General features: G+C 42.6%; 15 protein-coding genes. 6 read left to right on the top strand and 9 right to left on the bottom strand.

The annotated features are described in order from the left end of the window. Positions 1–36: 36 nt before the first annotated feature. From BW944_RS02810 to BW944_RS02785, 6 genes are all read right to left on the bottom strand, one after another. Positions 37–1,458: a phytoene desaturase family protein gene (locus tag BW944_RS02810; RefSeq protein ID WP_076556815.1), complete on the bottom strand. Its 1,422-nt coding sequence runs from the start codon at positions 1,456–1,458 to the stop codon at positions 37–39. Next, positions 1,455–2,543: a glycosyltransferase family 2 protein gene (locus BW944_RS02805; protein WP_076556814.1), complete on the bottom strand. Its 1,089-nt coding sequence runs from the start codon at positions 2,541–2,543 to the stop codon at positions 1,455–1,457. The genes BW944_RS02810 and BW944_RS02805 overlap by 4 nt, the downstream gene beginning before the upstream one ends. 14 nt (positions 2,544–2,557) lie before the next feature. Beyond that, a complete protein-coding gene (locus tag BW944_RS02800; protein WP_076556813.1) occupies positions 2,558–3,196 on the bottom strand; it encodes a lysophospholipid acyltransferase family protein in 639 nt (212 codons plus the stop codon). Next, entirely contained in the window at positions 3,180–3,923 is a 744-nt protein-coding gene (locus BW944_RS02795; protein ID WP_076556812.1) for a carotenoid biosynthesis protein, read from the bottom strand. The genes BW944_RS02800 and BW944_RS02795 overlap by 17 nt, the downstream gene beginning before the upstream one ends. Positions 3,924–4,431: 508 nt before the next feature. Next, complete coding sequence (lepB, locus tag BW944_RS02790) at positions 4,432–4,953, bottom strand: signal peptidase I (RefSeq protein WP_076556811.1); 522 nt, start codon at positions 4,951–4,953, stop codon at positions 4,432–4,434. 68 nt (positions 4,954–5,021) lie between these two features. Further along, on the bottom strand, positions 5,022–6,170 hold the full coding sequence (locus tag BW944_RS02785) for an aminotransferase A (protein WP_076556810.1): 1,149 nt from the start codon (positions 6,168–6,170) through the stop codon (positions 5,022–5,024). A gap of 111 nt (positions 6,171–6,281) precedes the next feature. On the opposite strand from BW944_RS02785, the gene BW944_RS02780 reads away from it, so the two are divergent. Both BW944_RS02780 and BW944_RS02775 read left to right on the top strand, forming a co-directional pair. Beyond that, positions 6,282–6,419: an FbpB family small basic protein gene (locus BW944_RS02780; RefSeq protein WP_076556809.1), complete on the top strand. Its 138-nt coding sequence runs from the start codon at positions 6,282–6,284 to the stop codon at positions 6,417–6,419. Positions 6,420–6,554: 135 nt separating this feature from the next. Continuing rightward, on the top strand, positions 6,555–7,460 hold the full coding sequence (locus BW944_RS02775; RefSeq protein ID WP_076556808.1) for a chemotaxis protein: 906 nt from the start codon (positions 6,555–6,557) through the stop codon (positions 7,458–7,460). A 293-nt stretch (positions 7,461–7,753) separates the two neighbouring features. Here the strand turns inward: BW944_RS02775 and BW944_RS02770 are convergent, their stop codons facing one another. Together BW944_RS02770 and BW944_RS02765 are read right to left on the bottom strand one after the other, a co-directional pair. After that, the gene (locus BW944_RS02770; protein WP_076556807.1) at positions 7,754–8,206 is read right to left on the bottom strand and encodes a YkyB family protein; all 453 of its coding nucleotides are present in this window, start codon (positions 8,204–8,206) and stop codon (positions 7,754–7,756) included. Positions 8,207–8,278: 72 nt separating this feature from the next. Beyond that, the gene (locus BW944_RS02765) at positions 8,279–8,845 is read right to left on the bottom strand and encodes an SCO family protein (protein ID WP_076556806.1); all 567 of its coding nucleotides are present in this window, start codon (positions 8,843–8,845) and stop codon (positions 8,279–8,281) included. Positions 8,846–8,989: 144 nt separating this feature from the next. Between BW944_RS02765 and fadH the strand changes: the two genes are divergently transcribed. After that, a complete protein-coding gene (fadH, locus tag BW944_RS02760; protein WP_076556915.1) occupies positions 8,990–9,751 on the top strand; it encodes a 2,4-dienoyl-CoA reductase in 762 nt (253 codons plus the stop codon). An 88-nt stretch (positions 9,752–9,839) separates the two neighbouring features. Here the strand turns inward: fadH and trhA are convergent, their stop codons facing one another. Beyond that, on the bottom strand, positions 9,840–10,475 hold the full coding sequence (gene trhA, locus BW944_RS02755; protein WP_076556805.1) for a PAQR family membrane homeostasis protein TrhA: 636 nt from the start codon (positions 10,473–10,475) through the stop codon (positions 9,840–9,842). 189 nt (positions 10,476–10,664) lie between these two features. Between trhA and cbpB the strand changes: the two genes are divergently transcribed. From cbpB to BW944_RS02740, 3 genes are all read left to right on the top strand, one after another. Continuing rightward, positions 10,665–11,111, top strand: a complete 447-nt coding sequence (gene cbpB, locus BW944_RS02750; RefSeq protein ID WP_076556804.1) for a cyclic-di-AMP-binding protein CbpB — start codon at positions 10,665–10,667, stop codon at positions 11,109–11,111. Positions 11,112–11,198: 87 nt separating this feature from the next. Beyond that, positions 11,199–11,915 (top strand): 2,3,4,5-tetrahydropyridine-2,6-dicarboxylate N-acetyltransferase, encoded by a 717-nt coding sequence (gene dapD, locus BW944_RS02745; RefSeq protein ID WP_143525636.1) that lies wholly within the window; start codon positions 11,199–11,201, stop codon positions 11,913–11,915. A 55-nt stretch (positions 11,916–11,970) separates the two neighbouring features. Continuing rightward, on the top strand, positions 11,971–13,077 hold the full coding sequence (locus tag BW944_RS02740) for an N-acetyldiaminopimelate deacetylase (RefSeq protein WP_076556803.1): 1,107 nt from the start codon (positions 11,971–11,973) through the stop codon (positions 13,075–13,077). Positions 13,078–13,083: the final 6 nt, after the last annotated feature.

Genomic DNA, 13,083 nt, shown 5'->3' with positions numbered 1-13,083 from the left:
TTTTGGAGGGGGTGAAGACTTTTCAATCTTTATCTCCTATTTTGTTATTTTGCCGAGTATGTGGTTGGCAACGTTCTGTCCACTTAAAGTGACTATAGGGGAACCTCCTCCGGGATGAGTGCTTCCCCCGGCGAAGTATAGATTTTGAAAACGGTCCGACTTGTTCCTGGGCCGTAGAAAAGCCTGCTTTTTATTATTGACGCTTGGGCCATATAGCGAGCCTTGGAAAGTTGAAAATTCCTGCTCTATATCTTCGGGGGCCCAAATCTTTTCAGTTACTATATAATTTGAAATAGGGAAGCCATTAGCTTCCAGTTTGTGATAAATAAGGCGTTTGTAGGTTTCCTTGTCAATTTTTTGACCAGGAGGTGCGTTGACCAAAATGAAGCAGTTGTCTCCTTTTGGAGAAACGGAAGAATCGGTTTTACAAGAAGTAGCTATGTAAATGGTTGGATCACTCGGGAATCTTCCAGACCGCAGCTCTTTGAACTCCTGTTTATAATCGCTTGAAAAAAATAGGTGGTGATGATGAAAAGGTAGCGATCCCTTTAGACCTGCTGTAATAACGAATGCGGAAACAGAGGGGTCATATTTCGGCAATTCTTCGTCGAGCAGTTCAGGGAGGGTATGTGCGATATCTCCGTTGATGATAATATGATCCGCTTCGATCTTTTCTCCCCCCTCCAAAATCACCCCGGTGATATTGTCTTCATCTTTCATCAAGGCGGAGACTTTTTGATTATTGTAAAGACAAGCACCGCTATTTCTGGCTGCCTGTACCATTGTATCCGCAATTTTTGTATTTCCTCCTCTTACGTAATACACCCCTTCCATCAACTCCAAATAGGCGATCATTGCAAATGTGGCCGGAGCCCTGTACGGGTCTGAACCTACATAAGTGGCGTATCTGTTCAATGCGTTCCGTACGTAAGGGGAAGAGAAGTAGTGTTTGAAAAAACGGTCCATGTTTGTGAACGGACGAACTTTCCATGTATCTTTGAGAAGTCGGAAGGAGAAGTAATCACATCTCGACGTGAAAGTGCGGGTAAGAAAAGACGAGTAGGAGACAGAGAATAGACTCGTTATAGCCTTTAAAAATCTGTCGTAAGAGTCCGCTCCTTTTTTGTCCAAGGTTTCAAGTTGTTCTATCATTCTATTTCTATCGGAAGAGAGATCGAAAATTGTACCATCCGGAAATTGATTACGTGTATGAATCTCGAGTTTCTCATATGTGAGCTTTTTCTCCATCCCGCCTTTTCGAAGTACGTTTTCAAAGACATAGGGCATGGTTATCGTATTGGGCCCGAAGTCAAAATGATAGCCGTCGATATCCACGCTTTTCATTTTTCCTCCAAAATGAGAGTTTTTTTCATAAAGTACCGTCTCTACCCCCTCAGATGCAAGCGAGATAGCGGCTGAGAGACCGCCGAGGCCACCTCCGATGATAATCGTTTTCATAGATACGAACGCCCTTTCCATTTGTATTTTTTACTTTGTCTGTCCACGAGAATAGAGGATATCAATACTGAAAGCATCGATAGAACAGATAATGGAAGAAAGAATGATACCCACCATGGGTGGCGGGTGCGGAGGTCAATGAAAAGTTTCAGACCTATAAGAGTAGCGCAGATAAACCACCACATCCCTCCTGTGATGAAAGCCATAACAAAGGGAACCAGGAAGAGGGTAGTGTAGAGGATTATGACGGACACAGCGAGTGATATAGACCGCCCCAGTCCCGGAAAGATATTCTTTTTGAAACCATTCCATACCTCTCTGTTCGTTTCATACATACGACAACATATATCTGAAGTGACATTCGCGAGAAGAGAGCGCTTCCGATTATGCTTCATCTCTTTTGCTAAGTGGACGTCTTCGACAAGAGAGTCGTGTACCCTGGTGTGTCCTCCTATTTCATCATATGCTTTTCTGTCGATGAAAAGGCATCCTCCAAATGCTGCAGTGAACATCGGTATATTCGTTTTGTTCGCCATAAATAGAGGGAGATGAAGATTGATGACGAAATGTTGCATAGGTACTAGGAGATGGCCAAGCAGACAGGAATTTCGGAATGAAGGGAAGCCCGAGATAAAGGAGGCCTGTTTCCTTTGCTGAAGAGACAGAAACTTTTCCACACTTCTTGAAGAAACTCTTACATCTGCATCAACGAAGAATAAATGCTCACCTTTTGCGTACGAGGAAAGTTGATGACAGGCATAGACTTTCCCATTCCAACCTTCTTGGAGTGGCTCTCCCTGGACGATACGGAAGCGGGTGTCGTTCTTTGTCGATTCAAGGAGAAGATTATAGGTTTCGTCTTCTGACTGGTCATCGAGCAAAATGAATTCTGCATGGGCATACTCGATTCGTTTAAGGGAATCGACGAGAGGGGTAACGTTACGTTCTTCATTACGAAGAGGGACCAGCACGGAAACGAATGGATGGTTCTCAGCAGTTTCAGCTGTAAGTTCCGGCAGAAAAAAAGAGTTGAAGATCGTCCATAATAAAAGAATTCCTGCAATTATCATAAAAATTGAAACCATATTTGGACTCCCTCTTATAATAGTGGTGTGAAAGAATGAAAATCTTCTTTTATGACCTTCTGTTTCAATGAATCCAGCTCCTGTTCCATTATGGTTTCCCATTTTTGAACAGGGAGATACTCCCATATCGGAACACCGATTTTTATGTAAACTTCGGGTTTTTTATAATGTCCGAAAGAATAGTAAAAAAGAATAGGAGTTACAGGCACGGAGGGGACCCTTTTCATCAAGAAAGCGGCTCCTTTTAAGAATTTTAGCGGTCTCAATTCCTGGTGTTGCTCATCTCCTTGAGGAAAGAGAAAGACTCCTTTTTTTTGTTTCAATAAATCTTCGGCATAAAGGAGGGAATTTTTTGTATGGGAGAGGGAGGATTGATCGACAGAGAATCCTCCTACGTAAGAAAAAACAGGAAACCGATTCATTCCCTCCTCATCAATCATGATATGAGCATCCGTTTTCAATACTTTGTCGTTGATTAAATGAGCCAAAAGCCCGTCCCACCAACTGGAATGATTCATAAGAAAAATGCCGTAGGAAGGAAGAGGATGGTCAGTGACTGAAACGGAGATACTGTGAAATTCCTGGCGTAAAAGAGTGCGGCTGACAGTTCTGAAGCCTGACTCCACCCACCGATTTTTAGTTGATCGTTTCATAGCGGGGTCTCCTTTTCAAAAATAATAGATACCAGCCCGCACTTAAAAGAAGAGTGAGAGCGGGTGCAAATAGAAGGCCTCCCGTGATAGCTGTTACGCTGAACATCGCGATCACCCCGAGAAATACGAGACTCATTCTTTTTCTCCATATATCCTCCCGGGCAGGATTACAGAAGCTGATGATTGATTGGAACAAAAAGGCGAGGATGAACCATCCAAAAAAGTTTTGAGAGGGAATATCGTAATAAAAGCCGCCTTCTGTCCATATCCAGTACTCTTTGACCAGGAATGCTACAGGATCGAGAATAAGATCCATAGTAACTGCTATAAGTCCCCCGAGAATCGGGAGAAGAATACGTGAGGAAGTGATCCCTCGCGCAATTACATCAGCACACCCCATAACGAGCAGCCAGGCGAAACCTATAGTCACCGGAGTGTCGAATATTTTCACACCGAATCTCGCCGTATATTCGTAATTTCCGAAGAACACGCCGGTTTGGACACCGAACTGTTCGACGGCTATACTTACCACGAAAATAAATAAACTGAAGGTGATTCCAACCCTTTGACCGTATGTATGAATGAAATAAATACCGGCTACAATTCCTGCAGCAACTAGAAAAACGCTGTTCGCCCATTCCAACCAGGCAGGTACAAGATCAAGCGGAACGAGAATGAAACCTATAATGAACCACCCTGTAAAAAAATAAAATATTTTGTCTCCCATATTCCACCTCTTTCATTCACTCCCGAAAACGGTTAAAATAGATACAGTCCGAGTACTTAAGTATTACCTGTTTATACTAACATGAAACGTACATAAATTAGGAGGTGAACGGCTCCATGGAAGTCGTAATGTTTCTTATCCTTTTGTTTGTCCTTATAGGACTTATCGGATTTATTGTACTTGATAATGGTTGATAGTGAAAAAGAACGTTGCAGAAGCAGCGTTCTTTTTTTCATTTGATAATAAGAGTGGAATTTATAAAAAGGCTTTGTTATCGTTCCTTGTTAATTTCTATCTCTACGGGTGGAAGCTTGCCGCGGGCATGACGCAAACTTCCGGAATCTCTCTCCCCGGTTGCGGCTTGTTTTTATCCATGCTTCTCCCGCAGGCTTCATCAACCTTCCTAAAAAAACAAACAACCGGCGTTATCAGCGCTTGAAAAAAGAACCTGACTCAAAGTCAGGTTCTTTTTTCATAGCTTTTGGGTTATCCTAAAGTTTAAAAAGTGCTATTGCGTCCGTTCCATTTCTTCGAATGGAAAGATGACGAGTTCTGTCCTACCGATGATTTCGTCTTCTTTCACAAGCCCGAGACCATTCCGGCTGTCTTTGCTTACAGCTCGATTATCTCCCATTACGAAATATTCCCCTTCTGGTACTTCGACGGGTCCATAGTCCCTTGTAGCTTGAATAGACTGATTATCCAAATATTCCTGGTTCTGTTTTTCTCCATTGATCCAAAGCTGATGGTTCTTTATCTCAATAGTATCTCCGGGTTCTCCGATTACGCGTTTCACGTAATTTTTGGTAGGGCGCTCGATAATTACAATATCTTCATAATCAGGTTCGTCGATATGATACACGATTTTATTGAAAACGACCCGCTCCCCGTTTTCGAGCGTAGGATCCATACTTGCTCCCTCTACTATGGAAGTAGCGAAGAAGAAGTTACGAAGTATAAAAGCGAGTACGATAGCAATGACAATTGCTTTGATCCATTCCAGCCATTCGTTTTTTGCTTTTGTAGCCAATTGATATCTTCCTTCCTGAGAATGCTCATACTACTGCAATTATAGCATAGATGGGCTTTCTACTACTATCATTGATGATCGATATATTTCTCTAATCGTTCCAGTCCGGTTCTCAGGGTATCTAAATCATAGGCATATGATAAACGCATGTACCCTTCTCCTCCTTCAGAGAAGGCACTCCCTGGTACGAGAGCCACTCCGGCTTTTTCTACCAGGTCCACCGCAGTATCGAACGTGCTTTTTGAAGAGGGGAGTTTGACAAAAACATAAAAAGCGCCTTGTGGTCTGACATATTCAAGTCCCATTTCCTCCAGCCTATTAAGGACGAAGTTACGACGCTCGTTATATGTATCTTTCATTATTCTGATTTGGTCCTGATTATTCCTCAGAGCTTCAAGAGCAGCGTATTGACTAATTGAAGAAGCACAGGAAACATTGTATTGATGGACTTTCAATAGATGTTTTCTAAGCCAGGCAGGAGCAAGTACATATCCAATTCTGAAGCCGGTCATGGAAAAAGACTTGCTGACCCCATTGATGACAATGACTTTGTCTTTCATCCCCGGGAAAGATGCAAGGGAAGTATGAGGCGCATCATAAACAAGTTCACTATAAATTTCGTCAGCTACAATGAACAATTCTTTTTCCTTTATATAATCGGCGATTTCTTTTAACTGTTCCTGAGAAGGAGAAACGCCAGTAGGGTTCGATGGATAAGGCAAGATGATCGCTTTTGTTTTTTCAGTTATATTTTCTTCAATTGCCTCTTTCGTAAAAATGAAATGATCATTTTCAATGTCGATATGAACAGGTGTCGCTCCGGCCAGGCGTATAAGAGGTTCATAGCCTGGATATACCGGTGAAGGAAGCAGTACCTCATCCCCAGGCACGAGAATGGTACGTAAACTGATATCGATTGCCTCTGACGCTCCCACCGTTACAATGACTTCTGAATCCCCCTCATAGGAAAGACCGTATTTTTTTACATCGTCGGAAATGGCCTCCCTCAACTCAGGAATACCTGCATTGGGGGTGTAGACGGTTTTATTTTCATGCAGGGAGGTGATAGCGGCCTGTTTTACAGGTTCTGGCGTGTGCAAATCCGGCTGTCCTATAGTAAGGGATATAACATCCTCATAGCCTTGGACCATGTTGAAGAATTGGCGGATTCCGGATATTTGCAACTGTTTGACTTCTTTATTTAAGAGATGCTCCATAGTTGTTTCCCCTTTCATAAAATGTCGCGAAATTTTCAAACAATTCAGCGTTATCAGAATAAGGTACGTGTTATAATATGTTTAGCCATCAAACACAAGGAGTGAACTACTATGAGACCACAGCGCGTCTCCTTTCAAGATCTCGTACGCCAAAACAGAGAGCAATTGTGGAGTGACGAGAAACAGATCGAAAAAATCGAAAAGCAAATTGATGAAAAACATATGAAAATAGTAAATCCAAAAGACTGACAAACTGATAATATCATAGAACCCGCGCTTTCTCGAATTGAAGGTGCGGGTTTTATTTTGAAGAAAGATTTAATCTTGAGCAGAAAGTCCGATAGTAAAGGAAAGAAGGAGTTTGAAAGAGAGGAAGCGATGACTATGGCAGTAAATGAAGGGGTTTTGACAGAAACCGGAACGAATGAGCTCGAAATTGTAGAATTTACGATAGGTGAAAATCGTTTCGGAATCAATGTCATCAAGGTGAAAGAAATTCTTGTTCCTACAGAGGTGACAAAAGTTCCGCATTCTCATCCCTCTGTGGAAGGCATCATCGACATCAGAGGAGAAGTGGTTACAGTCGTGAATTTAACTAACGCCTTGGGGTTCGCAGATTCAGAGGACCAGAAACAGGATAAATTCATTTTGGCTGAGTTCAATAAGGCTAAAATCGTGTTTCATGTACATAATGTGACCCAAATCCATCGCATCTCCTGGGAACAGATAGAAAAACCGGGGAGAATGTATCAGGGATTAGAAACACAACTTACAGGAATCATCAAAAGGGAAGAGGACATGCTTTTGTTGCTCGACTTTGAAAAAATAGTTGCGGACATCAGCCCTGAAAGCACGATCCATAAAGAACAGATTTCGGTCCTTGGAGAGCGTGAACGTTCTTCAAAAAGGATTATGATCGCGGAAGATTCCGGATTGCTGAGAGCTATGCTCCAGGAAACGCTTAAAGAGGCAGGGTATTATCATACTATTGTATTTGAAGACGGGGAGGAAGCTTATCATCATCTTCAATCCCTTGCGGACGATGGAAAAAATCCTCATGAAGAATATCAGCTCATTATTACGGATATTGAGATGCCGAGGATGGATGGGCACCGATTTACAAAGCTTATAAAAGAGGATGAGAACCTTCAGGGACTACCTGTAGTCATTTTTTCTTCGCTGATCACTGATGACTTACGACATAAGGGAGAAAAGGTCGGTGCGAACGCTCAAGTTTCGAAGCCGGAAATAGTGGATCTTATAAATGTGATCGATCGCAACATATTATAAAGCAAGGCTCTGTTATCGTTCCTTGTTGATATTTATCTCTACGGGTGGAAGCTTGCCGCGGGCATGACAAAAACTTCCGGAATCTCCCTATGTTCGATTCCGGTGATTTTTAAGTTCATGCTTCTCCCGCAGGCCTCTCCACCCTTCGTTCTGAAATCAACATCAGGCTTTAACAGAGCCTAAAGCAAAAAGAAAAAGGCGTTCCTCGATGGACGCCTTTTTTAAGTGGGAATCAAGCAGCGATAATTTACTGGTAATTTAATCAATGAACTTAAGGTTCAAAAAAGAGAGGTCTAGCGGCGAACGCGCTGATTCCATGGAACTACCTGTTGATTTCCGAGCATACTTCCGTAAGCTGAAGGTCGAGGGGCGGTATTTATCTGTTTGCCGAGATATTGTTGGAGGATGCGTTTTGATTTAGAAAGAGAAAGCTTCGGTTTAGGGTTTCGATAAGTGGTGTCGACTTTGCCTAAATGTTTCAGTTCCTGAAAATCTTTTTTTTCGGCAGGTATGTGGAAATAGTATCCAGCGACTTCAATCAGCAGAATAGAATGTTGTTGGCTTAACCGGGGACGATCGGAGTAATGAAGACCGATTTTCTTTGCCTTCTTTTCCTGTATCAATTTTGAAACCGTCTGTTTTTTCAATTCATAAAGCTGTCTAGGATCAGGCGCTGTCTTGGCATGACGGTTCACAATAAACAGAGACTCTGCAATGTTACGTAAATCTGGAGTTTTTTCTTTCATGACCTTCTCCTTTCTGACTGTATTTCTTCTATTGTATCCATACCCCATCAATATTGCAAAAGAAACTCAGGATTAATTCAATTGTTCCAGATCTTTTATAATTTTATCCATTGCCTCCACATTTGTTCCTTTATAGTTTTTGACGACTTTCCCTTCAGGTGTAATCAGAAAAAATCCGGTCGCATGAGCAAATTGGTTCGAGTTCTCCAATTTCTCCAGAGGGGACTGGAAAGATTTGATAGACAGTTCTTTCGCTTTTTCGAACGAATATCCTGTGAAAAAACTCCAACGATCGTAGTCGGGGTTATAATCATCTGCAAAGTCCTTCAGTGTTTGTACATCATCTGTCTCGGGGTCTACGGAGAAGGAGGCGAGTTTTGTATTTAATCCTTCGTCGTCGAGTTCATTCTGGAGACGTGCCATATTTCCGGTCATAGGAGGACAGACTGTTGTACAGCTTGTGAAGATCATATTAGCTACCCAGTACTCTCCCTGCACTTCTTCTTGTATGTTGATCTTTTCCCCGTGCTGGTTTGTAGCCGAAAGTTCGATGATATCGCGGGACATGTTGGTTTTAATATCAGAACTTACACAACCGGCAAGTATCAGAAGAACAAGAAAGGTGACTATTCTCTTCATAATTAAATCCCTTCTTTCAGAGTACATTGTACCATGAAAGATAGATTGCCTTCGACGGTTTAACAAAAATGTCGAATTCCTCAAAATGAGCAGGTATTCATTTTTTTGTGTCGAAATAATCTAGTAAAGAAGGGAATGATGAATATGAATAAAGAAACGGTAATTGTTACAGGTGGTTCTAGCGGGATGGGGCTCGGAATGGCGCAACATTTTCTTGACCTCGGTGCAAATGTCGTAATCACCGGAAGGAATGAAGAAAAATTGCAGGAGGCCCTTAAAGATTCCATGGATCAGGAACGAATACTGAGAATAGTTATGGATGTTCGGGACCCGGAGGATGTAAAGAGAATGGTGGAAACGACCCACGAAAAGTTCGGGGATATCGATCATTTGGTGAATAATGCAGCCGGTAATTTCATCCAAAAAGCGGAAGAGATGTCTGCAAACGGGTGGAAGTCTGTGATAGATATCGTTTTGAACGGAACTTTTTATTGTAGCCAGGAAGTCGCTAATTACTGGATCAGGAACGGAAGAAAGGGAAATATACTTAATATGGTCGCTACATATGCCTGGAATGCAGGCGCGGGAGTCGTCCATTCTGCAGCAGCTAAATCAGGCGTTCTTACGATGACAAGAACTCTAGCAGTCGAATGGGGGCGACGGTTCGGGATGAGAGTCAATGCGATTGCACCCGGACCGATTGAGAGAACCGGAGGAGCCGAAAAATTATTTCAATCAGAAAAAGCATATGAACGTACACTTGCCTCTGTTCCTCTTGGGCGTCTGGGCACACCGGAAGAGATAGCCAAGTTGGCGGCATTTATCTTGTCCACAGATGCAGCATATATGAACGGAGAGGTTGTCACACTTGATGGGGGGCAATGGCTGAACCAATTTCCATTTTGATCGAACCTGTGTTTTTATAATCACCAACAGCTTTAACATGATCTTCATTAAAAAAGACCTTAAGCGGAGTCTACCCGCTTAAGGTCTTCTAAATGATATAGAAGAAGATTGTAACAAAGTGAAGGACAGCCCCGATCAGCACGAATAGATGCCATACCATGTGATGATGGATAAAACCACGCCACACGTAGAACACTGCACCGATCGTGTAGGCAAGACCGCCGGCTATGAGAAAAGTAAGCCCTCCCGGCGCAAGGGAAGCAGTCAGAGCATCCCATGCAAAAACTATCATCCATCCCATTAGAACGTATAGAAGTGTGGAAAGTACAACAAATTTTTTGACGAAGAAAATTTTGAATATTACTCCGATGATAGCTGCACTCCATACGATTCCGAATAACGTCCATCCGAGTTCCCCTCGAAGCGGGATTAGGAGAATCGGTGTGTACGAACCAGCTATGAACAAATAGATGGAAGCATGGTCGAAAATTTCGAAAAGATCTTTTACTTTTCCCTGAGGAAAACTGTGGACCAGCGTTGAGGACAAAAATAACAGAAGCATCGTTGCACCATATATCGTAGCTGCAGTAATTTTCCAGAAACTTCCGTCTAAACTTGAGAAAGTTATGAGTAATACGAGCATTGCTATACTGAGGATAGCACCTACACCGTGGGTGATGGCATTTGCAACTTCCTCTTTCTTTGTGAATATATGTGTTTCCAAGACATCATCTCCAATTAATCATCATGATATTATTATACGCTAATAACGGGAAAAGTTAAATGAAGTTTATCTTTTCCCTATTAAAGGAATTAGATGAAAGGGCAGAACGAGATTCGTTTTTGACCAGAGAATATGGTATTATGAGTAAGGAACTCCTGTAATGGAAAGAGAATAAGGAGTGAAAAGTTTATGTTACAAATGGAAAGAGAACAAAATGAGATGTTGCTGGTGGAAGATCTTATGATTTCTTCCGAAAAAGTGGCACACGTTCAATCAGGAAACCCTCTGGAACATGCATTGCTCGTCCTTATAAAAACGGGCTATTCCTCAGTCCCCGTCTTAAACCCCCACTTTCAGTTCGAAGGAGTAATTAGCAAAACTAAGATTTTGGAAGAGGCATTGGGTCTTGAGCAATTCGAAATGAACAGGCTTTCTGATATCCCGGTTCATAAAGTGATGGATAAAGAAGTGCCTTGCCTGAAAAAAGAACATACATTTATAGATGCTCTGCACAAGTTAATTGATCATCCGTTCATTTGCGTTACAGGAGAAAACAGAGAATTTGACGGTATCGTTACTCGCAGAGAAATATTGAAGAATGTAAGTAAAAGCTATCACGAATCCAAGAATAAGTAAGGGGAGACGTCTCCTTGCTTAATTCTTGTCACGGTATAGGTGCTTTGATAAAGTAGAGAAGGAAAGAATACATAAGGAGGCGTTATTGTGAATCAAATGGATGCGAAAGAAATCATCAGCTTTATATCAAACAGTGAGAAGTCGACTCCTGTGAAAGTATATGTGAAAGGTGAAAACCTGTCTGAGATCGATTACGGAAAAGAGGTCCGTGACTTCATCTCGGGAGACTCCGGTGTGCTTTTCGGAGAGTGGGATGCAGTACAGGCCGTTCTTAAAGCGAATGAATCGAAAATCCAGGACTATGAAGTAGAAAACAATCGTCGAAATTCAGCGATTCCGCTTCTCGATCTTAAAGATATCAATGCGCGTATCGAGCCTGGCGCGATTATTCGTGATCAGGTGGAAATCGGAGACGGTGCAGTGATCATGTATGGTTCTTCCATCAACATCGGGTCAGTCGTTGGAGAAAAAACGATGATTGACATGAACGTGGTGTTAGGAGGGCGTGCAACTGTAGGTAAGAACTGCCATATAGGTGCAGGTGCTGTACTTGCAGGCGTAATAGAGCCTCCTTCCGCTAAACCCGTCGTAGTCGAAGATGGAGTGGTTGTCGGTGCTAATGCGGTCATCCTTGAAGGGGTTACTGTAGGAGAAGGAGCAGTTGTAGCTGCAGGTGCTATCGTCACAGAAGACGTTGAGCCGAATACTCTTGTTGCAGGTTCTCCGGCTCGAAAACTTAAAGATATCGACGATCAGACAAAATCGAAGACGGAGATTATGCAGGAGCTTCGTAAACTGAAATAAAATCGGCCAAAAGCTGCCCTTAGGAAGGGCAGCTTTTGTTGTGAGGAGGGTGAAAATGGATTATATCAATACTAGAAGAACTCTTCATCAGATTCCAGAGCTTGGATTTGAAGAAGTTAAAACACAGAAAACGCTGCTCAGTTTCATCTCCGAGATGCCTCAGAATCACTTGGAAGTAGAGACGTGGCGTACAGGTATCTTCGTGTTTGTGAAAGGCACGGTCCCGGAGAAAACGATAGGCTATAGGACGGACATTGATGGCTTGCCTCTCCAAGAGGAAACCGGTTATGAGTTCTCTTCTGTACATGAAGGAAGGATGCATGCCTGTGGACATGATTTTCATATGACAATAGCTTTAGGGGCTCTCGAGAAAATGGCGGAGCATCCACCTGAAAACAATGTGCTGTTTCTATTTCAGCCAGCTGAAGAAGGTCCTGGAGGGGCAGAGCCTATGTTACAGTCAGAACCGATGAAAAAATGGCGTCCGGATGAAATTTTCGCTTTGCATATCGCTCCTGAACTTCCTGCACGGACCCTTTCTGTAAAACCGGGTCTGTTGTTTGCGAATACTAGCGAACTTTTCATCGATTTTAAGGGTGTGGGAGGGCACGCTGCTTATCCGCATCGTACTAAAGATATGATTGTCGCTGCGAGTTCTTACGTTACACAACTCCAACAGATTGTTGCAAGGAGGGTGGACCCATTAGAAAGCGCTGTTGTAACTATAGGAAAAGTAGAAGCAGGTACGGTTCAGAATATTATTGCAGAAACCGCTCGGCTGGAAGGGACGATCCGTACCACATCGAGCAGTATTATGGAGGAAGTGAAGACGGAGATCGAAAAATTAGTAAGAGGCATGGAAATCTCTAATGACTGCACTATAACAATCGATTACGGCTCCAATTACCATCAAGTCTACAATGATGAAACTGTAACAGGAAAGTTCATACAACTTATGGATGAACTCGGGTACGAATGGAAAGAAGCGGATCGTGCAATGACCGGGGAGGATTTCGGATATATGCTTAAAGAGATCCCCGGTTTTATGTTCTGGCTTGGAGTAGATTCGGAGGCCGGTCTGCATCAGTCGACATTAACGCCTAAGGAAGAAGCACTTGAATATGGAATTTCTATTGTAACAGACACCCTGTACCATCTTTAAACCTAA

Origin of the sequence: Salimicrobium flavidum (assembly GCF_900156645.1) — a bacterium.
Classification (GTDB): Bacteria; Bacillota; Bacilli; order Bacillales; family Halobacillaceae; genus Salimicrobium; species Salimicrobium flavidum.
This window is presented reverse-complemented; position numbering and strand designations above follow the sequence as displayed.

What these genes read in the sequence shown, in the direction of transcription:
- BW944_RS02740 (WP_076556803.1), top strand. Translation starts at nt 11,971, where the DNA reads ATGGATTATATCAATACTAGAAGAACTCTTCATCAGATTCCAGAGCTT.
- BW944_RS02800 (WP_076556813.1), bottom strand. Translation starts at nt 3,196, where the DNA reads ATGAAACGATCAACTAAAAATCGGTGGGTGGAGTCAGGCTTCAGAACT.
- BW944_RS02810 (WP_076556815.1), bottom strand. Translation starts at nt 1,458, where the DNA reads ATGAAAACGATTATCATCGGAGGTGGCCTCGGCGGTCTCTCAGCCGCT.
- BW944_RS02785 (WP_076556810.1), bottom strand. Translation starts at nt 6,170, where the DNA reads ATGGAGCATCTCTTAAATAAAGAAGTCAAACAGTTGCAAATATCCGGA.
- BW944_RS02780 (WP_076556809.1), top strand. Translation starts at nt 6,282, where the DNA reads ATGAGACCACAGCGCGTCTCCTTTCAAGATCTCGTACGCCAAAACAGA.
- BW944_RS02770 (WP_076556807.1), bottom strand. Translation starts at nt 8,206, where the DNA reads ATGAAAGAAAAAACTCCAGATTTACGTAACATTGCAGAGTCTCTGTTT.
- BW944_RS02775 (WP_076556808.1), top strand. Translation starts at nt 6,555, where the DNA reads ATGGCAGTAAATGAAGGGGTTTTGACAGAAACCGGAACGAATGAGCTC.
- BW944_RS02765 (WP_076556806.1), bottom strand. Translation starts at nt 8,845, where the DNA reads ATGAAGAGAATAGTCACCTTTCTTGTTCTTCTGATACTTGCCGGTTGT.
- cbpB (WP_076556804.1), top strand. Translation starts at nt 10,665, where the DNA reads ATGTTACAAATGGAAAGAGAACAAAATGAGATGTTGCTGGTGGAAGAT.
- fadH (WP_076556915.1), top strand. Translation starts at nt 8,990, where the DNA reads ATGAATAAAGAAACGGTAATTGTTACAGGTGGTTCTAGCGGGATGGGG.
- BW944_RS02805 (WP_076556814.1), bottom strand. Translation starts at nt 2,543, where the DNA reads ATGGTTTCAATTTTTATGATAATTGCAGGAATTCTTTTATTATGGACG.
- BW944_RS02795 (WP_076556812.1), bottom strand. Translation starts at nt 3,923, where the DNA reads ATGGGAGACAAAATATTTTATTTTTTTACAGGGTGGTTCATTATAGGT.